This window comes from Accumulibacter sp. (assembly GCF_029255145.1).
Classification (GTDB): domain Bacteria; phylum Pseudomonadota; class Gammaproteobacteria; order Burkholderiales; family Rhodocyclaceae; genus Accumulibacter.
This window is the reverse complement of sequence record NZ_JAPUVQ010000030.1, coordinates 1-18,949: the sequence shown is the minus strand read 5'-3', so window position 1 is coordinate 18,949 and position 18,949 is coordinate 1. Positions and strand designations below refer to the sequence as shown.

The following is an 18,949-nucleotide window of genomic DNA, read 5'->3' as shown; positions in this document are numbered from 1 at the left end:
GCATTTTGGCTCGCATTCGACAGAAGTCGACCAGCGCAACTCGGGACGAACGAGAAATTCAATGCCAACCGATATTTTCAAGGCGGCGCGCTCGCCAAAAACCGGAGTTTTCGGTCAGGCACTATCTAGGGCGTGGCAGCCGACATAGCGGGGTGTTGGCGGGGCTCCCTGAGGCGGTCGGCGACGTCACCGCCGGGTCGGCAGAGAACGCCTGCGGTCGGGTCTGGCGGAGAGTCAGCGGCCGCCTAGGGACCAGGCGTCCGCGCCCCGCCGCGTGCAGCGGAATGCGTGGCGGCAGTGACCCCGTACTTGCGCGAGATGCGCTGGTACATGTCGACCGCCGAGATGACCTTGGCGTTGCGCATGTCCTTGTCTTGAGCGGTTTGCAGGTAACCGAGGGCGCGTTTTGCCAGCGCCGGGTTCCACCCCTTCAGTTCGAGCAGGGTGCAGATGGCCTTGGTGGCATTGACCAGAAATTGCAGGTTGGGTACCCGCTCGGCGGCTTCCATCAGCAGCTGCACCGAGCCTTCGAGGTCGCCGCTGCGGGCCGCGAGGACGCCGCGGTTGTTCAACTCGACGATTTCCTTACCGACCTGCGCGAGCAGTGCCTGACCGTTCTTCTCCTTTCCCGTCTTGGCGTAGATGCCCTGGATCCGGGCGATCGTCGCCCGGTCTTCATGGTTTTCGGCGGCGACCTTGCGGACCACCTCTTGCGCACTCGCCTCGTCGCCGGTGGCCAGGCACGCATGTGCGAGATCGAGGGCCAGCTTGCTCGATACCAGCGCGCCCTTACCCTCGTCGTTCAAGGCATCATGCAGGATCAGCGCTTTTTCAACTGCCAGCCTGGCGCGGGTCGGGTCGCCCTCCTTGTCCGCACACAAACCCTCCATCACCAACGCCGCCAGTTCGCCCTGCTTGCTGCCGCGCCAGTCACGGCGGAGCTCGTCGGTGATCCGTTTGGCGCCCTCGGTGTGACCCAGATCGAGCATCACCCGCGCCAGGTTGGAGTAGTCGTCGAGGTTGTTGAGTGACGAGCCGCGTCGACGTTCCAGCACCTTGCCGTAGGCCTTCTCGGCGGTCCTGAAGTCCTGGTTGCGCGCCGCCACGTCGCCGACCATTCGTTGCCGGGCCGAGTTGTTGGGCGAGATCGTCGCTGCCGATTCCAGGGTTTCCTGGGCTTCCGGAAGCTTTCCCATTTCTTCGCGGACCTCGGCGAGGAAGTCGTAGGCGGCCATGAATTCGGGAAAATCGGTGATCAGAGCCTGTCCGACGGTCTCGGCCTCGGCCAGCTGCTTTTGGCTACGCAGCGAAATTGCCAGGCCAATGCGCGCCCACGGCACCATACGTTCCGCAAGTACCTGCTCGTAGATCGCCTGCGCCTCGGCTGGGCGCCCGAGCACGTTGAGGATTTCTCCCTTGAGGCGCAGTACGTCAAACTGGAAGCCGCTGTCCTGCGCCAGCAGGCGTTCGCAGGTCGCCAGCGCGTCAGCAAAAGCGCCATTGTCGAGATGCTCGTACAGCTGCGCGAAAAACTGTTTTTTGTACAGCGCCCGGACCAGCCTGCCGTGCAGCTCGTCCGCCGTGAAGGGCTTGATCAGGTAGTCATCAGGGGCCAGCTCGGCGATCGAGATCACATTGTGGTAGGCGCGTTCGCTGGTAATGAGCATGAACACGGTCGATAGCGCCACCAGGCGTTGCTGGCGCAGTTCTTCGAGCAGTTGCTGGCCGTCGCGGCCGTCTTCGAGCTGGTAATCGGACAGGATGATGTCAAAGTGATGTGCCTTGACCTGCCGCAGAACCTCGGCCGAGGTGCCGGCGTTGTGGACGGCGGTAACGCCCAGCGCGGAGAGCATGATGCGCAGCGAGCTGCGCGCATTCGGAAAGCGATCGACCAGCAGGGCCCTCTTGCGCGCCAGGTCCTTGCTCAATTTCTGGAGCAGGTCAGCGGTGCTTTCGGGCGTCTTCATGGACGGCACATTACCTGACCCGGCTTTGCCCGGCAAGCCGGCAGATGCAGGCTACCGGCACGCACCGTCTGCCGCTCGCCACGGCCCGTCCGGTGGCTGGAACCGCTTAGCTGACCGAACTGCGAATCAGGTGGTCAAAAGCGCTGAGCGACGCCTTGGTGCCTTCGCCCATGGCGATGATGATCTGCTTGTACGGCACCGTGGTGACATCGCCAGCAGCGAATACGCCCGGTAGAGACGTTCCGCCGCGGGCATCGACCTCGATTTCGCCGTGTGGCGAAAGGGCGATCGTTCCCTTGAGCCACTCGCTGTTGGGCAGCAGGCCGATCTGCACAAAGATCCCTTCCAGTTCGATGCGCCGCGCCTCGCCGCTGGGTCGATCGGTGTACAGCAGGGCGCTGACCTTCTCGCCGTCGCCGATGACTTCGGTGCTCAGCGCCTCGGTGATCACCCGGACGTTCGGGAGGCTGAAGAGCTTCTTCTGGAGGACGGCGTCGGCTCGCAGGCTGGATTCGAACTCGAGCAGCGTGACCTGGCCGACGATGCCGGCGAGGTCGATCGCGGCTTCGACGCCGGAGTTGCCGCCACCGATGACCGCGACGCGCTTACCTTTGAACAAGGGGCCGTCGCAGTGCGGGCAGTAGGCGACGCCATGGCCGCGATATTCCTTTTCGCCCGGGACGTTCATTTCGCGCCAGCGTGCGCCGGTGGCCAGGATCACCGTCTTGCTGCGCAGCGTCGCGCCGCTGGCCAGCCGGACCTCGGCCAGTTCGCCGTCGGCGTGTGGCAGCAGCGCTTCGGCGCGCTGCAGGTCGATGACATCGACGTCGTACTCGCGGACGTGCTGCTCGAGCCCGGCGGCGAGTCTGGCGCCATCGGTCGCCTTGACCGAGATGAAGTTCTCGATCGCCAGGGTATCGAGCAGCTGCCCGCCGAAGCGCTCGCTGACGACGCCCGTGCGGACGCCCTTGCGGGCGGCGTAGATCGCCGCCGCGGCGCCTGCGGGTCCGCCGCCGACGATCAGCACGTCGAACGGTTCGCGGGCGGAAATCCTCTCGGCTTCCCGCTGCAGGGCACTGCGATCGATGCGTCCGATGATTTCCTCGAGCGTCATTCGGCCCTGGCCGAAATGCTCGCCATTCAGCAGGACCGTCGGCACGCCCATGATCTGACGCGCGGCGACCTCGTCCTGGAACAGTCCGCCATCGACCATCTGGTGGCTGATGCCGGGGTTGACGACGGCCATCAGATTGAGCGCCTGAACGACCTCGGGGCAGTTGTGGCAGGAGAGCGAAACGAACGTTTCAAAATGAAACCTGCCGGGAACCGCGCGGATCTCTTCGATCACGCCGGCGTCGACCTTCGGCGGGTGGCCGCCGACCTGCAACAAGGCCAGGACCAGCGAGGTAAACTCGTGCCCCATCGGGATGCCGGCGAAACTGATGCGCGCTTCCTGGCCGGGGACCCCGACGGTAAACGACGGCCGGCGCGAGGCGTCGCCGTCGTCCCGGAGGCTGACCTTGTCGGATAGCGCGGCAATCTCCCGCAGCAAGCCGCGCATTTCGCGTGCCTGTTCACTGCCATCGAGTGAGGCGAGCAGTTCGATCGGCTGGCGGAGCATTTCGAGGTAGGCGGCGAGTTGGCCCTTGATTTTGTCGTCGAGCATCTGAGTCTTCCTTTGTTGAGTGGCATTGAAAAGGGGCCGCCAAGCAGCTCGCTTCGCGGCCCCTTTGCAGTGGGACCCGGGGTCAGGCGGCCGGAATGAAGCCGGCGGACTGATCGACTGCGGCCGTTAGATCTTGCCGACCAGATCGAGCGACGGCGACAGCGTCGCGTCACCGGGCGTCCACTTGGCCGGGCAGACTTCACCCGGGTGGCTGGCCACGTATTGCGCTGCCTGGACCTTGCGGAGCAGTTCCTTGGCGTCGCGGCCGATGCCCAGATCGTGGATTTCGCAGACCTTGATGACGCCCTCAGGGTTGATCACGAAGGTGCCGCGCAGCGCCAGGCCCGCTTCCTCGATCATCACGTCGAAATTGCGCGTGATGGTGCCGGTCGGGTCGCCGATCATCGGGTACTCTATTTTCCTGATCGTCTCCGACGCATCGTGCCACGCCTTGTGCGTGAAGTGGGTGTCGGTGGACACCGAGTAGACTTCGACGCCGAGCTTCTGGAAGGACGCGTACTCGTCGGCCAGATCGCCCAGTTCGGTCGGGCAGACGAACGTGAAGTCCGCCGGGTAGAAAAAGACGACCGACCACTTCCCCTTCAGATCGGCATCGGAGACAGGCACGTCCTTGCCGTGGTGGAAAGCGGTGGCGTTGAAAGGCTTGATTTGGGTGTTGATCAGGGACATCTTCAGTTCTCCTTTTGGTGGTAAGAAACAAGAAAGCATCTACAAAACATGGTAGTGGATTCGCCAGCATTGTTCCAATTGATTCTGGCAATCCAGGCCATAGCCAATGACTATGCGACGCTACTTGCCTCGGGAGCCTCCGGAGCGATGTTCCGGCCGATCGCGAGCTCGGAAATCCAAAGGGCCGCGGCTGTCTGCCGCAGCGGGCGCCCGGCCGGCTAGTTCGGTCGCTGGTATCAGGCCCGGCCAAGGTGCCCGCAACCTCTCAGAAACCTGTTATTTTTCAGCGAACTGCAGTAGAATTGCGCTCTTTTGCGCCGTCCGCCGCGCGAGAAGGATCGGATTATCCATGCTCTTTCCCGACCGTTTCGAGGTGATTGTCGTCGGTGGTGGCCATGCCGGCACGGAGGCCGCGCTGGCCGCTGCGCGGACGGGGGTCAAGACCCTGCTGCTGACGCACAACCTCGATACGCTGGGCGTGATGAGCTGCAATCCGTCGATCGGGGGGATCGGCAAGGGGCATCTGGTCAAGGAGGTCGATGCGCTCGGCGGGGCGATGGCCGCGGCTACGGATGAAGCGGGAATCCAGTTTCGCATTCTCAATTCGAGCAAGGGTCCGGCGGTGCGCGCGACACGGGCGCAGGCCGACCGGGTGCTGTACCGCCAGGCGATTCGCTGCCGCCTCGAGGAGCAGCCAAACCTGACGATTTTCGCGCAGGCTTGCGACGACTTGATCGTCGACGGCAACCGCGTCGCTGGCGTCGTGACCCAGCTCGGCGTGCGCTTTGCGGCGCGGGCGGTGGTGCTGACTACCGGCACCTTCCTTAATGGCCTGATCCACGTCGGCCTGGCCAACTATACCGGCGGCCGGATGGGTGACCCGCCGGCGGTCGCTCTGGCGGCCCGGCTGCGCGAGCTGAATCTGCCGGTCGGAAGGCTCAAGACCGGCACGCCGCCGCGGCTTGACGGGCGAACGATCGATTTCTCGGTGATGGCCGAGCAGCATTCGGATCAGCCGCTGCCAGTCTTCTCCTTCCTCGGTGACGCGGCACAGCACCCGCGGCAGCTGCCGTGCTGGATCACCAGCACCAACGCGCGGACGCACGAGATCATCCGCAGCAATCTCGATCGTTCGCCAATGTACACCGGCGTCATCGAAGGCGTCGGGCCGCGCTACTGTCCGTCGATCGAGGACAAGATCCATCGCTTCGCGGCCAAGGACAGCCACAACATCTTCCTCGAACCGGAAGGCCTGAAGACCCACGAAATCTATCCAAACGGCATTTCGACCAGCCTGCCCTTCGACGTTCAGTTGGCGATCGTTCGTTCGATCAGCGGACTTGAGAACTGCCACATCCTGCGACCGGGCTACGCCATCGAATACGACTACCTCGATCCGCGCGGTCTGAATGCCTCGCTCGAAACCAGGGCGATTGGCGGCCTGTTCTTCGCCGGCCAGATCAACGGCACCACTGGCTACGAGGAAGCCGCGGCGCAGGGCCTGCTGGCCGGTGCCAATGCGGCGTTGCTGGCACGGGAGCGGGAGGCGTGGACGCCGCGCCGCGATGAAGCGTATCTGGGCGTGCTGGTTGACGACCTGATCACGCGCGGGGTATCGGAGCCGTACCGGATGTTTACCAGCCGCGCCGAGTACCGCCTTTCGCTTCGCGAGGACAACGCCGACCTCCGCCTGACCGAGCACGGCCGCCGCCTGGGTCTGGTGGACGACCGGCGCTGGGCCACCTTCTGCAAGAAGCGTGAAGCAATCGCCCGCGAACAGGAGCGCCTGAAGGCGACCTGGGTGCGCCCGGGGAAGGTCTCCGACGAGCAGCTGACCCGCGTTCTCGGCAGCCCGCTGGAGCGCGAATATAGCCTGCACGACCTGCTTCGCCGCCCGGAGGTGAGCTACTCGGCCTTGGTCAGCCTGCTGATCGGCGAGGCGTCGGTCGATGCCCCTCTGATCAATCCGCTGGTTGTCGAGCAGGTCGAGATCCAGGCCAAGTACCAGGGCTACATCGAACGTCAGCAAGAGGAAGTAGCCAGGAGTCTGGCCAACGAGGAGCTGCGTTTCCCGGCGGATTTCGATTTCGCCAAGGTCCGCGGCTTGTCCAGCGAAGTGCAGCAAAAGCTGATCGCCCGCCGCCCGCAGACCATCGGCCTGGCGTCACGGATCCAGGGCGTGACGCCGGCGGCGATCTCGATTCTGCTGGTCCATCTGAAGCGTGGCGGTCTCGACAGCCACCGCCAGCAAGCTGTGAGTGATCACTGATGGCTCCCGGGGAGCAGCTCGAGCAGGGTCTGCGAATCCTTGGCATCGATCTCCCGGCGGGCGCACAGCGCGGTCTGCTCGACTACGCGGCGCTGCTCACCAAGTGGAACAGAACCTACCAGCTGACCGCCTTGCGCGATCCTTCTCTGGCCGTCAGCCACCACCTGCTCGATTCGCTGGCCGTCCTGCCCTTCGTTGGCGGCGAGAGCTTGCTCGATGTCGGCAGCGGCGGTGGCATGCCGGGGATTCCACTGGCCATCGCCCGGCCCGAACTGCGCGTCGTGCTGGTCGACAGCAATTCAAAGAAAGCGGCGTTTCTGCAACAGGTGGCAATTGAGCTGGGTCTGGCGAATATTGCCGTACACTGCGGTCGCGTCGAGGCCTATCGGTCACCGGCAGGTTTCGCGGTGATCACCGCCCGGGCATTTTCCGACCTGGCCGGGCTGGTGAAGGTGTCGAGCCAGCTGCTATCGGCCGGTGGTCGCTGGCTGGCCATGAAAGGCGTCTATCCGGACGACGAGCTGGCGCTCCTGCCCCACGAGGTGGCGGTGGATGCGGTGCATCGCCTGGCCGTGCCGGGGGTCGTTGGCGAGCGGCATCTGGTGGTGATCAGCGCGGTCCAGCAGCGCATTGAGGGGAGGCTTTGATTTGACAAGAGTACTGGCGGTTACCAACCAGAAGGGCGGGGTCGGCAAGACCACCACGGCGGTCAACCTCTCCGCGTGCCTGGCCGAAAGCGGCCAGCGCGTGCTGCTGATCGATCTCGACCCACAGGGCAACGCAACGACCGGCTGCGGGGTCGTCAAGCGAGTCGCCTTGCCGACGGTCTACCAGATTCTGATCGGCCGTTCGACGATCGGTGATACCCGTCTGCCGACCGATTTCGGCTTCGATCTGCTGCCGGCGAACCGCGAACTGGCCGGCGCCGAGATCGACCTGATCGATATCGCGCAGCGCGAGTACCGCTTGCGCGACGCCCTGGCCAGCGTTCGCGACAGTTATGATGTCATTCTCATGGACTGCCCGCCGGCGCTGAACATGCTGACGGTCAATGGCCTGGTCGCCGCCGACCGGGTGATGATCCCGATGCAATGCGAGTACTACGCACTGGAGGGTCTGACCGACCTGGTAGCGACGCTGAAGAAAATTCGCGCCAATCTCAATCCGCGACTTGAGATCGAAGGCCTGCTGCGGACCATGTATGACCCGCGGTCGACCTTGACCCAGCAGGTGTCCGGCGAACTGGAGGGGCATTTCGGGGACAAGGTCTACCGGACGATCATTCCGCGCAACGTGCGCCTTGCCGAGGCGCCGTCCTACGGCAAGCCGGTGATCGCCTTCGACCGCAGTTCCAAGGGCGCGCAGGCGTACGTTCTGTTGGCGCAGGAAGTTCTCGACCGGTGCCTCGGCAGCGCTGCGGCTAAGACGGCCGTACTGGGGGTGGAGTAATGAAATTGAAGGGACTGGGCCGCGGCCTCGACGCCTTGCTGGCAGGTAACGACGCGCAGAACAAGGAGCAGCAACGGACCTTGCCGGTCGGCGATATCCAGCCCGGCAAGTACCAGCCACGAACCCACATGGACGCTGCATCGCTGGAAGAACTGGCGGCGTCGATCAGGATGCAGGGGCTGATGCAGCCGATCCTGGTCCGTCCGGTCAGCGACGACCGTTACGAAATCATCGCTGGCGAGCGCCGCTGGCGAGCGGCGCAGATGGCCGGGCTGACCGAAGTGTCGACCTTGATCCGGGAGATCCCGGACGAGGCTGCGCTGGCGATGGCGCTGATCGAGAACATCCAGCGCGAGAACCTCAATCCGCTCGAGGAAGCGTTGGGTCTGCAGCGCCTGATCGACGAGTTCGCGATGACTCACCAGCAGGCGGCAGATGCGGTTGGCCGTTCGCGCCCCGCGGCGTCCAACTTGCTGCGCCTGCTGCAGCTTGCACCGCCGGTGCAGGAGCTGCTGATGCACGGTGAGGTCGATATGGGCCATGCTCGGGCACTGCTTCCTCTGGCCGGTGCGCTGCAGGTGCAGTTGGCGCAGCGAGTGGTCCAGAAGGGCCTGTCGGTTCGCGAAACCGAGCGCCTTGTCCAGTACGCCCTGCGAACGCCGAAAGAGCTGGCGCCCCGGAAACCGGACCGCGACGTGCTGCGTCTGCAGGACGAGCTGGCCGACCTGCTGGGGGCGCAGGTGGCGATTCGGGCCAATCAACGCGGGGCCGGGAAAGTGCTGATCGAGTTTGGCGACCTGGATCAACTCGAAGGCATTCTGCAGCGGCTGCGCCATTGATGCGGCGCACCATAGAGGCCGTTGCAGAGGCCGACAAACCGGTCTGCAAGGCACGTTTTATCAAGGAAATTGAACTTTCTTGCACATGCGGTTTGATTCCTCTATAGGAGTCTGGTATCCTGCCGATGTTTTGGAGGGGCTGGCCTTGCATCCTCAGGTTCGCTGGTTGTTTCGCTGCCAGATCGGGGTGACGCTGGTGGCAGCGCTGGGGGCGGGCCTTGTCCTGGGGGTGCATGCGGCGGTGTCCGCGGCGCTCGGCGGCGGGATCGCCATCGCCAGCGCGGCAGCGTATGCATGGCGGGCTTTGCGGCCAACGGGGACGGCGGCGACCGATGCGAAGAGGGCATTCAACGCCCAGTTCGCCGGTGAAGGGTACAAGTTTGCGGTCACCCTGGTGTTGTTTGCCCTGGTGTTCAAGAATTACGCACAGCTGGCTGCCTTGCCGCTCGTCCTCGCTTATGTTGCAACGATTGTCGTTTATTGGATGGCGCTGCTCAGGCAGCATTAGTCAAACAGGGGAAAAGTATGGCTTCGGGCGAGGCATTGACAAGCAGTGAATACATTGTCCACCACCTGACCAACCTCAAGGTGGGTGAAGGTTTCTGGACCTTCCATCTGGACACCCTACTGGTCTCGGGGATCATCGGCCTGATCGCCTTCGTCGGCATGGCCAAGCTCGCCAGCAAGGCCACTGCCGGTGTTCCGGGGAGCCTGCAGAGCTTCATTGAAATCATCCTCACCTTCATCGATCAGCAGGTGAAGGACACCTACCACGGCCGCAGCGCGCTGGTGACGCCGATGGCCATCACCATCTTCGTCTGGGTCTTCCTGATGAACGCCATGGACCTGATCCCGGTAGACTTCCTGCCTCTGATTCTCGGCGCGGCCGGCGTACACTATTTCAAGGTAGTGCCGACCACCGACCCCAATCTGACCTTCGCCATGTCGCTGACCGTCTTCTCGATCATGATGATCATGGGCGTCAAGGTGAAGGGCGCGGGCGGATTCCTGCACGAAGTATTCTGCGTGCCGTTTGGCGCCAAACTCGCACCGCTGAATCTCCTGTTCCGGATCATCGAGGATATCGCCAAGCCGATCTCTCTCTCGCTGCGGCTGTTCGGCAACATGTACGCCGGCGAGATGGTATTCATCCTGATCGCCCTGCTGGGCATCTGGCAGTTGCCGCTGGCTTTGCCGTGGGCTCTCTTCCACATCCTGATCATTACCCTGCAGGCTTTTGTCTTCATGATGCTGACCATCGTCTATCTGTCAATGGCCAGCGAGTCGCACGGTTAGTCAGCGATCGCCAGCCAATCTTCGTCACCAGTTTGATTCACGTTGTCCCTGTCCAACCCATTTAGCATGTTTTATTAGGAGAATCACCAAATGGAAGCCGCTCTGTCAATGTTGCTTGGTAACACCGCCATCGCCGTCGCCATCCTGATCGGGGCGGGCGCCCTGGGTACTGCTATCGGGTTTGGTATTCTCGGCGGTCGCTTCCTCGAAGGAGCCGCTCGCCAGCCGGAAATGATTCCGACCCTGCAGGTCAAGATGTTCATCGTTGCCGGTCTGCTCGACGCGGTGACCATGATCGGCGTCGGTATCGCGCTGTTCATGCTGTTTGCGAACCCCTTCATCGCCGTCGTCAAGGGTTGATAGCTGCTCCTTTCTGACTCACTCTTAAAAGGAGGTTAGCGTGGATATCAATGCAACCTTGTTTGGCGAAGCAATCTGGTTCGGCGTATTCATCTGGATCACAATGAAGTACGTATGGCCGCCGCTGCAGAAGGCAATTGCCGAACGGCAGGCACTGATCGCCGATGGGCTTGCCGCTGGTGAGCGCGCGAAGCACGAACTGGATCTCGCCGCAAAACGTTCTGCCGATTCCCTGCGCGAAGCCAAAGGGAAGTCCGCGGAGATCATTGCTGCCGCCGAAAAGCGCGCGTTAATGGTGATCGAAGAGGCCAAGCAGGCGGCGAAAGTTGAAGCCGACAAGGTCGTCGCGTCGGCGCAAGCGGAAATTGCTCAGCAGGTCGAGCACGCCAGAGCCGAACTGCGTAGTCGCGTTGCCGATCTCGTCGTGGCCGGTGCCGAGCGCATTCTTAAGCGTGAGGTCGATGCCAAGGGCCACGCCGAGATGTTGGCTGCACTGAAGCTGGAACTCTGAGACCATGGCCGAACTCGCTACCATCGCGCGTCCCTACGCAGAAGCAGTTTTCAGAGTCGCGCTGGAAGACAAGGCGCTGACGGTTTGGTCGGAGCGGCTGTCGATGCTTTCCGCTATTGCCGGTGATAGCCAGATGCGTTCATGCATCGGAAACCCTGAACTGTCTGCCGCACAGAAGAGCGAGCTCTTCAAGTCGCTCGCTGGCCAGACGCTTGCGCAAAGGGAAGCCAACCTGATCGATGTTCTGGCTGCCAACGAGCGGCTTTCCGCCCTGCCGGAAATCGCCGACCTCTTCGAGGCGTTGAAAGCCGGACAGGAAGGCGTCAAGGAAGCGACGATCTATAGCGCGTTTCCCGTCGACGAAGAGCAGCGCAAGGGCCTGCTCGCGGACCTGGAAGAACGCTTCAAGACCCGGCTGACTGCCGACGTGGTCGTCGATCAATCGTTGATCGGCGGCGTAAAGATTGTGGTTGGCGACCAGGTCCTCGACACTTCCGTGCGCGGAAAATTGGAGAGCCTGCGGCTGGCGCTCAAGAACTAGGAGAATTTCCATGCAGTTGAATCCTTCAGAAATCAGCGAACTGATCAAAAGCAAGATCGAGAATCTTGCCATCAGCGCCGATCTTCGCACCCAGGGCACCGTCGTTTCGGTGACCGATGGCATCTGCCGGGTCTATGGCCTGACCGACGTCATGCAGGGCGAAATGCTCGAGTTTCCGGGCAACATTTTCGGGATGGCGCTTAACCTCGACCGCGACTCGGTTGGCGCGGTGGTTCTCGGCGAGTACGACCAGATCAGCGAGGGAGACACGGTCAAGACCACCGGCCGCATCCTCGAAGTCCCGGTCGGCCCCGAACTCCTCGGCCGGGTGGTGAACTCGCTGGGCCAGCCGATCGACGGCAAAGGCCCGATCAATAACAAGCTGACCGACAAGATCGAAAAAGTGGCACCGGGCGTGATCTGGCGCAAATCGGTGTCGCAACCGGTGCAGACCGGCCTGAAATCGATCGATGCGATGGTGCCGGTTGGTCGTGGTCAGCGCGAGCTGATTATTGGAGACCGGCAGACCGGCAAGACCGCAGTAGCGATCGACACGATCATCAACCAGAAAGGCCAGGACCTCATCTGTATCTACGTTGCGATCGGTCAGAAAGCCTCGACCGTAGCCAACGTTGTTCGCAAGCTCGAAGAGAACGGCGCGATGGAGTACACCACCGTGGTTGCCGCCACCGCCTCGGAGACCGCAGCCCTGCAGTATATCGCGCCGTACTCGGGTTGCACCATGGGCGAGTATTTCCGTGACCGTGGCCAAGACGCACTGATCATTTACGACGACTTGACCAAGCAGGCGTGGGCCTATCGGCAGGTATCGCTGCTGCTTCGCCGCCCACCGGGACGTGAAGCCTACCCCGGCGACGTCTTCTACCTACACTCGCGCCTGCTGGAGCGAGCGGCTCGTGTTTCCGAAGAATGGGTTGAGAAGTTCACCAATGGCGAAGTCAAAGGCAAGACTGGCTCGCTGACGGCCTTGCCAATCATCGAGACGCAGGCTGGTGACGTCTCTGCCTTCGTTCCGACCAACGTCATCTCGATTACCGACGGGCAGATCTTCCTCGACACCGACCTCTTTAACGCCGGCGTTCGGCCCGCCATGGATGCCGGCATCTCGGTCTCGCGCGTTGGCGGTGCTGCCCAGACCAAGGTCGTCAAGAAGCTTGGTAGCCATGTTCGTCTGGCGCTTGCGCAGTATCGCGAACTTGCTGCATTTTCGCAGTTTGCGTCGGACCTCGACGAAGCGACGCGCAAGCAGCTCGACCGGGGACGCCTCGTGACCGAGCTGATGAAGCAGCCGCAGTACTCGCCCATGTCGATCTCCCAAATGGCCATTACCCTGCATGCGGTGAACAAAGGCTTCTTTGACGACGTCGATGTGCACAAGGCGCTGGCTGTCGAGAAGCAAATGCAAAGCTTCATCGAGCAAAAGCACGCCGACCTGATCAGCAAGATCGAAGTTACCAAGGACCTCGATGCGGACGCTGAGCAGAAGCTCACCAAGGCGATCGAGGAGTTCAAGGCCACCCTGGCCTGATGATCTATCGAGGAGATTGCCATGCCTAGCGGCAAGGAAATCCGCAACAAGATCAAGAGCATCGAGAGCACGGCCAAGATCACCAAGGCCATGCAGATGGTCGCCGCATCAAAAATGCGCAAGGCGCAGGACCGCATGCGAGCGGCCCGCCCTTACGGCGAAAAGATTCGTCTGGTGGCCGGAAACCTCTCGCACGCCTTGACCGACTACCGTCATCCCTTCCTGAGCGTACGCGAGCATGTGAAAGCCATTGGGTTAATCACGGTTACCTCCGACAAGGGGCTGTGCGGTGGCCTGAACACCAATCTCTTGCGTCTCGCGCTGAGCAAGATGAAAGAGTGGGATGCCGAAGGGAAGAAGCTGCGGGTTACCGCGATCGGCAGCAAGGGTTTGGGCTTCATGCAGCGCGCCGGTGCCGACGTCGTATCGCAGCTGACCGGCCTGGGCGACACTCCGCACCTCGAAAAGCTGATCGGCCCGGTCAAGGTGCAACTCGACGCCTACATCAAAGGTGAGATCGACGTCCTCTACATCGGCTGCACGCAGTTCATCAACACCATGAAGCAGGAGCCGATACTGTATCAGTTGCTGCCGTTGTCGGGAGAACTCATCGGTGGGGGAGAGAACCGCTGGGACTATATCTACGAGCCAGATGCCAAGACGGTCATCGATGACCTGCTGGTGCGGTATGTGGAGGCGATGATCTACCAAGCTGTTGCCGAGAACATGGCTTCCGAGCAGAGTGCACGGATGGTCGCCATGAAGTCGGCTTCGGACAACGCCAAGAATGTCATCGGTGAACTAAAGCTGGTGTACAACAAGGCGCGCCAGGCATCGATTACCCAAGAGATTTCAGAGATCGTTGCCGGCGCAGCGGCTGTCTGACCACGCGTTAGTTAGCTTATTGATTAGGGATACGACCATGAATCAAGGAAACATTGTTCAGTGTATCGGCGCCGTGGTGGACGTACAGTTCCCACGTGATGCCATGCCGCACATCTACAACGCCCTTCTGCTCGACAAGGCCGAAGAATCTGACATGTGTGAAGCCGACTTGGTGTTCGAAGTTCAGCAGCAATTGGGCGACGGTGTCGTGCGCACCATTGCCATGGGTTCTTCCGATGGCCTCCGTCGCGGCATGAAGGTCAACGATACGGGTGCCGCCATCTCGGTACCGGTCGGTGATGCAACGGTCGGCCGCATCATGAACGTTCTTGGTCGCCCAATAGACGAAGCCGGGCCAATCGCCACCGAAGAGCGGCGTGCGATTCACCAGCTGGCGCCCAAGTTCGACGAGCTGTCGCCATCCGTCGATCTTCTGGAAACCGGTATCAAGGTCATCGACTTGGTTTGCCCTTTCGCCAAGGGCGGCAAGGTCGGCCTGTTTGGCGGCGCCGGTGTCGGCAAGACGGTAAACATGATGGAACTGATCAACAACATCGCCAAGCAACACGCCGGTCTTTCAGTTTTTGCCGGGGTGGGCGAACGGACTCGCGAGGGCAACGACTTCTACCATGAGATGAAGGAGTCGAACGTTCTCGACAAGGTGGCGATGGTTTTTGGTCAGATGAACGAACCGCCGGGCAACCGCCTGCGTGTCGCGCTGACCGGCCTAACCATGGCCGAGCGGTTTCGTGACGATGGACGCGACATCCTTTTCTTTGTCGATAACATCTACCGTTATACCTTGGCGGGTACCGAGGTATCGGCGCTGCTCGGCCGAATGCCGTCTGCGGTTGGCTATCAGCCGACCCTAGCCGAAGAAATGGGCCGCCTCCAGGAACGAATCTCGTCAACGAAGGTGGGCTCGATCACCTCGATTCAGGCCGTCTACGTGCCCGCCGATGACCTGACCGACCCGTCTCCGGCGACGACCTTCCAGCACCTTGACTCGACAGTAGTGCTTTCGCGCGACATCGCTTCGCTAGGCATCTACCCTGCCGTCGACCCGCTCGACTCAACGTCGCGCCAGCTCGATCCGCAGGTGGTTGGCGAGGAGCACTATGGCATTGCCCGTGCGGTGCAGATGACTCTTCAGAAGTACAAGGAGCTGCGTGACATCATAGCCATTCTCGGGATGGACGAACTCTCACCGGAAGATAAACTGTCCGTATATCGGGCGCGCAAGATTCAGCGCTTCCTGTCACAGCCGTTCAGTGTGGCCGAGGTCTTTACCGGCTCGCCGGGGAAGTACGTTCCGCTCAAGGACACCCTCAAGGGCTTCAAGATGATCGTCGAGGGCGAATGCGACAACATCCCGGAGCAGGCTTTCTACATGGTCGGCGGCATCGAAGAAGTGCTCGAGAAAGCCAAGACACTCTAGATCGGCACCGGAAGCGCGCAGTTCAGGCGCCGCCTTCCGGCGTGCGAACTACCCAAGAAAGGAAAGAGCATGGCAATCAGAGTACATGTCGACGTCGTCAGCGCCGAGGAATTGATCTTTTCCGGGCAGACCGACTTCGCCGTATTTCCCGGCGAGGCTGGCGAACTCGGGATCTTCCCGCGCCACACGCCACTCCTGACGCGTATCAAGCCGGGTACGGTTCGTCTGAAGATACCGGATCGCGACGAGTACGAACTGGTCTACGTGTCGGGCGGGATGCTGGAGGTGCAGCCGCAGCTGATCACCGTCCTGGCCGACACCGCGGTGCGCGCCAGCGACCTCGACGAAGCCAAGGCGATTGAAGCCAAGCGTCGCGCCGAGGAAACTCTGCGTGATCGCACCTCGGACATGGGCCTGGCAGCTGCCGAAGCCGAGTTGGCGCAAGCGGTTGCCCAGTTGTCGGCAATCAAGAAACTACGCGGCCCGCACTGAGACGAACGAACTGACGGGCACCGACGCGCCCTGACCTTGTCGGCGACCGACCAAAGCAGCTTCGGCTGCTTTTCTTTCGCCCGCCGTAATCTGCCTTCAGCACCGGCGGGGCGCCAAACGATCGACGCGCTTCTCGAGTCGCGCCAAGTCGTCGCGCAGGGCATCGACATCCGAGCAGAAAGATGCCAGCGCGCGGCGCGGCACTAGTGCGGCTTCCTCTTCGGTCAGATACTCGGCAATGCTGGTCGCGAGATTGCGAGCGCTAGCGCCTTGCCACCGCCCCAGGGCTACCGCCAGGTGCAGCGCCCGGCGGGCGAAGACGTCGCCGGTCAGCTGTGCGAGATCGTGCTCGACGTCCCAACGCAGGTTGCGAAAAACGAAACCTAGGGTCTCCGCGAACTCGGCCGAGCCGGCTACCGTCGCGCTGGAAAACAGCGAGGGACGGTCGGCAAGGGCGCGTACCGGAGCGTCATCGGCAAGACGTATGCGGACCAGCGCCCCCGCCGCGACGTCAGCTTCCTCGAGCAAGCCGGCTTTCGATATGGTGAACCGTAACAGCGCGTAACCGAACTGCAGCTCGGCGGTCTGCCCGGAAAACGCCAATAAGCGTTGACGCGCCCAGTCTTCACCCGCCAGGAGGTGATTGGCAAATCCGAACGCTGCCGTGTTGAACACGCGAATCAGGGCAGCTGCTGAATCCCTGCAACCATCCAGCCCCGGGAGCCGTCAGCCGGCTTCGAGAGGTTCCAGACCTCGTCGAACGGAACCGCCGGCGCGCCCGCGTCCTCGCGGATCATTCCGCTCATGCGCACGCTGGCGATGTGGCGGCTGCCGTCGCTGACGACCTCGAGGAGCTCCGCGTCAAGCGTCACGACGTCAGTCTGCTGTGGGGACTGACCTCTCTCGTCCATCTGCAACTTGATCTCCGCGAAAATCTCCGGACTGACGAACTCGCGAATATCTTCCATGTTTCCGGCATCGTTGGCCGCCTGCAGCCGGACAAAGTTGAGCTTGGCAACGCGCAGGAAGCCATCGGTGTCGAAGCCGGCCGGAATATGCGCGCTGGGCTGCGGCGCCAGGTTGGCAACAGCGGGCGCGGCGTGCCCAGCCGGCCGCTCATCGGCAGGGTAGCGATCCTGCTGCAGATCTCGCGGTGGTGACACCACCGGGGCGGCGCCAGTTGCGCCAGCAAACTGCAGAGGCTCGGCGGCCGAACTAAGCTCAGTTTTACGGCGAAAAAGCATCTTGAAGACGAAAACCGCTGCCATTGCCAGCAGCGCGAACATCACCAGGTTGGCGACCCCCTCGCCGAGGCCGAAGTGGGACAACAGCGCAGCGATCCCCAGCCCCGCCGCCAGGCCTGCCAAGGGTCCCATCCAACTGCGTTTCGGTGCGGCGGCGGGTGCCGCAGCGCTAGCGGGTGTAGCGGCTGGGGCGGCCTTCTGTGGTGCGGGAGCCGGAGGCGGTGTCGCCTGCCGCTGCATGCCCATCGACCGGCCACCGCCAAAGCGTTTGGCCTCGGCGTCGTGAACCAGCAGACCAAAGCCCAATACGCAAACCGTCAGCGCCAACAAAATCCTCTTCACGATTGTTCCTCCTAGAACTTGAACCCGCGATGCAGCGCAACCACGCCCAGCGCCAAGTTGAAAAATTCGACACCTTCGAGTCCCGCCCGTTCCATCAGCAGCTTCAGCGCTTGTTGATCAGGATGAACCCGGATCGACTCCGCGAGGTAGCGGTAACTCCTCTGGTCGTGCGTAATGATCTGCCCTAGGCGCGGGATGACCTTGAAGGAATAGAAGTCGTACGCCGGAGCCAGAGGCTTCCAGACGTGCGAAAACTCGAGCACCAGCAGGCAACCACCCGGTCGCAGAACGCGCCTCATCTCGGCCAGCGCACGGTCCTTGTGCGTCATGTTGCGAAGGCCGAAGGCCACCGTCAGGCAGTCAAAGTAATCCTCGGGAAACGGCAGCTGTTCAGCGTCGCACTGGGCGACGCGAACCAACGCGCCCTTGTCGCAGAGTCGATCGCGGCCCCGGGTGAGCATCGCATTGTTGATGTCGGTCAACCAGACCTCACCGCCTTCCCCCAGCTTCCTGGCGAAAGCCAGCGCCAGGTCGCCGGTGCCACCTGCGACGTCCAGTACCCGCGCTCTTCCACGGACGTCGCTCTTGGCGATCGTGAAGGACTTCCACAAGCGGTGCAGGCCCCCCGACATCAGGTCGTTCATCAGGTCGTAGCGCTGGGCGACCGAGTCGAAAACGTCGGCCACGCGCTGCGCCTTCTCGTCCTCGACGACTTCCTGGAAGCCGAAATGGGTCTTGCCTCTGTCGTTCATCGCTCTAGCTCATGCGGAAGGAGTGCCGACGATCAATGCTTGCTGCAGCTGCCAGGCGCCTTCACCGGAGTCGGCGGACACTGGGTGGGATCACGGCTGGCGCCTGCCGCCGACAGGCGATCCAGGTACGCCCGCCACAGCTCATCGCGGTGGCTGCCGAGATTGTAGAGGACATCCCAGGAGTACAGACCGCTGTCGTGACCGTCCGAAAACACCGGCCGGATGGCGTAATTGCCGACCGGCTCGATGCGGTCGATGGCCACGTCCTGCTTGCCCACCTGCAGCACTTCCTGTCCCGGACCATGGCCGCGCGCTTCGGCCGAAGGGGTGAAGACGCGCAGGAACTCGCAGCTCAGTTCGAAGCGCTCCCCGTCCTCGAAGGTCACTTCGAGGATGCGTGACTTCTGGTGAAGTTTGATCTCGGTCGGGATCTTCGTCGTCACGTCCAAACCAGCCATCGGTGCCTCTGCAGGGAATTCGGCCGACCATGATAGCGCAAAAATCCTGCCGCAGAGCCGTACAGCCTTGTCCACTCAGGGCAATCGCATGAATCTTATAGAAGACCGAGTAGTTGAGCTCGGAAGGTATCGGAGGTAGCGGCGATCAGGCGCTGAACCTTGAGTCCGCCCTTGCGACGGACTGGGGCGAGGCGAAGAAGG

20 protein-coding genes are annotated in these 18,949 nt (G+C 62.3%); 13 read left to right on the top strand and 7 right to left on the bottom strand.

The window, feature by feature from the left end:
• Positions 1–245: 245 nt before the first annotated feature.
• The 3 genes from Q1L50_RS03190 to ahpC form a co-directional block, all read right to left on the bottom strand.
• Positions 246–1,967 carry a tetratricopeptide repeat protein gene (locus Q1L50_RS03190; protein WP_300335848.1) on the bottom strand — a complete coding sequence of 574 codons (1,722 nt, stop codon included), beginning with the start codon at positions 1,965–1,967 and terminating at the stop codon, positions 246–248.
• 106 nt (positions 1,968–2,073) lie between these two features.
• Positions 2,074–3,633, bottom strand: coding sequence for an alkyl hydroperoxide reductase subunit F (gene ahpF / locus Q1L50_RS03185; RefSeq protein ID WP_300335847.1), 1,560 nt, complete (start codon positions 3,631–3,633; stop codon positions 2,074–2,076).
• A 126-nt stretch (positions 3,634–3,759) separates the two neighbouring features.
• Positions 3,760–4,323, bottom strand: a complete 564-nt coding sequence (gene ahpC, locus Q1L50_RS03180) for an alkyl hydroperoxide reductase subunit C (RefSeq protein ID WP_300335846.1) — start codon at positions 4,321–4,323, stop codon at positions 3,760–3,762.
• A gap of 349 nt (positions 4,324–4,672) precedes the next feature.
• On the opposite strand from ahpC, the gene mnmG reads away from it, so the two are divergent.
• The 13 genes from mnmG to Q1L50_RS03115 all read left to right on the top strand — a co-directional run bounded on the left by mnmG (position 4,673) and on the right by Q1L50_RS03115 (position 15,952).
• The gene (gene mnmG, locus Q1L50_RS03175) at positions 4,673–6,592 is read left to right on the top strand and encodes a tRNA uridine-5-carboxymethylaminomethyl(34) synthesis enzyme MnmG (protein WP_300335845.1); all 1,920 of its coding nucleotides are present in this window, start codon (positions 4,673–4,675) and stop codon (positions 6,590–6,592) included.
• Positions 6,592–7,239, top strand: coding sequence for a 16S rRNA (guanine(527)-N(7))-methyltransferase RsmG (gene rsmG / locus Q1L50_RS03170; protein WP_300335844.1), 648 nt, complete (start codon positions 6,592–6,594; stop codon positions 7,237–7,239). Before mnmG ends, rsmG begins: the two co-directional genes overlap by 1 nt.
• A gap of 1 nt (position 7,240) precedes the next feature.
• The gene (locus tag Q1L50_RS03165) at positions 7,241–8,041 is read left to right on the top strand and encodes an AAA family ATPase (protein ID WP_300335843.1); all 801 of its coding nucleotides are present in this window, start codon (positions 7,241–7,243) and stop codon (positions 8,039–8,041) included.
• Entirely contained in the window at positions 8,041–8,880 is an 840-nt protein-coding gene (locus Q1L50_RS03160; protein ID WP_300335842.1) for a ParB/RepB/Spo0J family partition protein, read from the top strand. Before Q1L50_RS03165 ends, Q1L50_RS03160 begins: the two co-directional genes overlap by 1 nt.
• Before the next feature lie 145 nt (positions 8,881–9,025).
• Positions 9,026–9,388, top strand: coding sequence for an ATP synthase subunit I (locus Q1L50_RS03155; protein WP_300335841.1), 363 nt, complete (start codon positions 9,026–9,028; stop codon positions 9,386–9,388).
• A 17-nt stretch (positions 9,389–9,405) separates the two neighbouring features.
• Entirely contained in the window at positions 9,406–10,176 is a 771-nt protein-coding gene (gene atpB, locus Q1L50_RS03150) for a F0F1 ATP synthase subunit A (RefSeq protein WP_300335840.1), read from the top strand.
• 102 nt (positions 10,177–10,278) lie between these two features.
• Positions 10,279–10,536 carry a F0F1 ATP synthase subunit C gene (atpE, locus tag Q1L50_RS03145; RefSeq protein ID WP_169065069.1) on the top strand — a complete coding sequence of 86 codons (258 nt, stop codon included), beginning with the start codon at positions 10,279–10,281 and terminating at the stop codon, positions 10,534–10,536.
• Positions 10,537–10,576: 40 nt separating this feature from the next.
• Positions 10,577–11,047, top strand: a complete 471-nt coding sequence (locus Q1L50_RS03140; RefSeq protein ID WP_300335839.1) for a F0F1 ATP synthase subunit B — start codon at positions 10,577–10,579, stop codon at positions 11,045–11,047.
• A 4-nt stretch (positions 11,048–11,051) separates the two neighbouring features.
• Positions 11,052–11,588: a F0F1 ATP synthase subunit delta gene (locus Q1L50_RS03135; RefSeq protein ID WP_300335838.1), complete on the top strand. Its 537-nt coding sequence runs from the start codon at positions 11,052–11,054 to the stop codon at positions 11,586–11,588.
• A 10-nt stretch (positions 11,589–11,598) separates the two neighbouring features.
• Positions 11,599–13,137, top strand: coding sequence for a F0F1 ATP synthase subunit alpha (gene atpA, locus Q1L50_RS03130; RefSeq protein WP_300335837.1), 1,539 nt, complete (start codon positions 11,599–11,601; stop codon positions 13,135–13,137).
• A 21-nt stretch (positions 13,138–13,158) separates the two neighbouring features.
• Entirely contained in the window at positions 13,159–14,022 is an 864-nt protein-coding gene (gene atpG, locus Q1L50_RS03125) for a F0F1 ATP synthase subunit gamma (protein ID WP_300335836.1), read from the top strand.
• Between the two features lie 37 nt (positions 14,023–14,059).
• A complete protein-coding gene (atpD, locus tag Q1L50_RS03120) occupies positions 14,060–15,460 on the top strand; it encodes a F0F1 ATP synthase subunit beta (RefSeq protein ID WP_300335835.1) in 1,401 nt (466 codons plus the stop codon).
• Between the two features lie 69 nt (positions 15,461–15,529).
• On the top strand, positions 15,530–15,952 hold the full coding sequence (locus Q1L50_RS03115; protein WP_300335834.1) for a F0F1 ATP synthase subunit epsilon: 423 nt from the start codon (positions 15,530–15,532) through the stop codon (positions 15,950–15,952).
• 96 nt (positions 15,953–16,048) lie between these two features.
• Here Q1L50_RS03115 and Q1L50_RS03110 read toward each other — a convergent pair whose 3' ends face one another.
• From Q1L50_RS03110 to Q1L50_RS03095, 4 genes are all read right to left on the bottom strand, one after another.
• Positions 16,049–16,627: a hypothetical protein gene (locus tag Q1L50_RS03110; protein WP_300335833.1), complete on the bottom strand. Its 579-nt coding sequence runs from the start codon at positions 16,625–16,627 to the stop codon at positions 16,049–16,051.
• A 5-nt stretch (positions 16,628–16,632) separates the two neighbouring features.
• Entirely contained in the window at positions 16,633–17,238 is a 606-nt protein-coding gene (locus Q1L50_RS03105) for a Tim44-like domain-containing protein (RefSeq protein WP_366145207.1), read from the bottom strand.
• A gap of 311 nt (positions 17,239–17,549) precedes the next feature.
• Positions 17,550–18,290 (bottom strand): bifunctional demethylmenaquinone methyltransferase/2-methoxy-6-polyprenyl-1,4-benzoquinol methylase UbiE, encoded by a 741-nt coding sequence (ubiE, locus tag Q1L50_RS03100; protein WP_300335830.1) that lies wholly within the window; start codon positions 18,288–18,290, stop codon positions 17,550–17,552.
• 32 nt (positions 18,291–18,322) lie between these two features.
• The gene (locus tag Q1L50_RS03095; protein WP_300335829.1) at positions 18,323–18,748 is read right to left on the bottom strand and encodes a DUF971 domain-containing protein; all 426 of its coding nucleotides are present in this window, start codon (positions 18,746–18,748) and stop codon (positions 18,323–18,325) included.
• Positions 18,749–18,949: the final 201 nt, after the last annotated feature.

Bases quoted from the DNA above. Each gene is read 5' to 3' on its own strand.
- ahpC (WP_300335846.1), bottom strand. From the start codon at position 4,323: ATGTCCCTGATCAACACCCAAATCAAGCCTTTCAACGCCACCGCTTTC.
- atpB (WP_300335840.1), top strand. From the start codon at position 9,406: ATGGCTTCGGGCGAGGCATTGACAAGCAGTGAATACATTGTCCACCAC.
- atpG (WP_300335836.1), top strand. From the start codon at position 13,159: ATGCCTAGCGGCAAGGAAATCCGCAACAAGATCAAGAGCATCGAGAGC.
- ubiE (WP_300335830.1), bottom strand. From the start codon at position 18,290: ATGAACGACAGAGGCAAGACCCATTTCGGCTTCCAGGAAGTCGTCGAG.
- rsmG (WP_300335844.1), top strand. From the start codon at position 6,592: ATGGCTCCCGGGGAGCAGCTCGAGCAGGGTCTGCGAATCCTTGGCATC.
- Q1L50_RS03095 (WP_300335829.1), bottom strand. From the start codon at position 18,748: ATGGCTGGTTTGGACGTGACGACGAAGATCCCGACCGAGATCAAACTT.
- atpD (WP_300335835.1), top strand. From the start codon at position 14,060: ATGAATCAAGGAAACATTGTTCAGTGTATCGGCGCCGTGGTGGACGTA.
- mnmG (WP_300335845.1), top strand. From the start codon at position 4,673: ATGCTCTTTCCCGACCGTTTCGAGGTGATTGTCGTCGGTGGTGGCCAT.
- Q1L50_RS03135 (WP_300335838.1), top strand. From the start codon at position 11,052: ATGGCCGAACTCGCTACCATCGCGCGTCCCTACGCAGAAGCAGTTTTC.
- Q1L50_RS03190 (WP_300335848.1), bottom strand. From the start codon at position 1,967: ATGAAGACGCCCGAAAGCACCGCTGACCTGCTCCAGAAATTGAGCAAG.
- Q1L50_RS03105 (WP_366145207.1), bottom strand. From the start codon at position 17,238: ATGTTCGCGCTGCTGGCAATGGCAGCGGTTTTCGTCTTCAAGATGCTT.
- Q1L50_RS03160 (WP_300335842.1), top strand. From the start codon at position 8,041: ATGAAATTGAAGGGACTGGGCCGCGGCCTCGACGCCTTGCTGGCAGGT.
- atpA (WP_300335837.1), top strand. From the start codon at position 11,599: ATGCAGTTGAATCCTTCAGAAATCAGCGAACTGATCAAAAGCAAGATC.
- ahpF (WP_300335847.1), bottom strand. From the start codon at position 3,633: ATGCTCGACGACAAAATCAAGGGCCAACTCGCCGCCTACCTCGAAATG.
- Q1L50_RS03115 (WP_300335834.1), top strand. From the start codon at position 15,530: ATGGCAATCAGAGTACATGTCGACGTCGTCAGCGCCGAGGAATTGATC.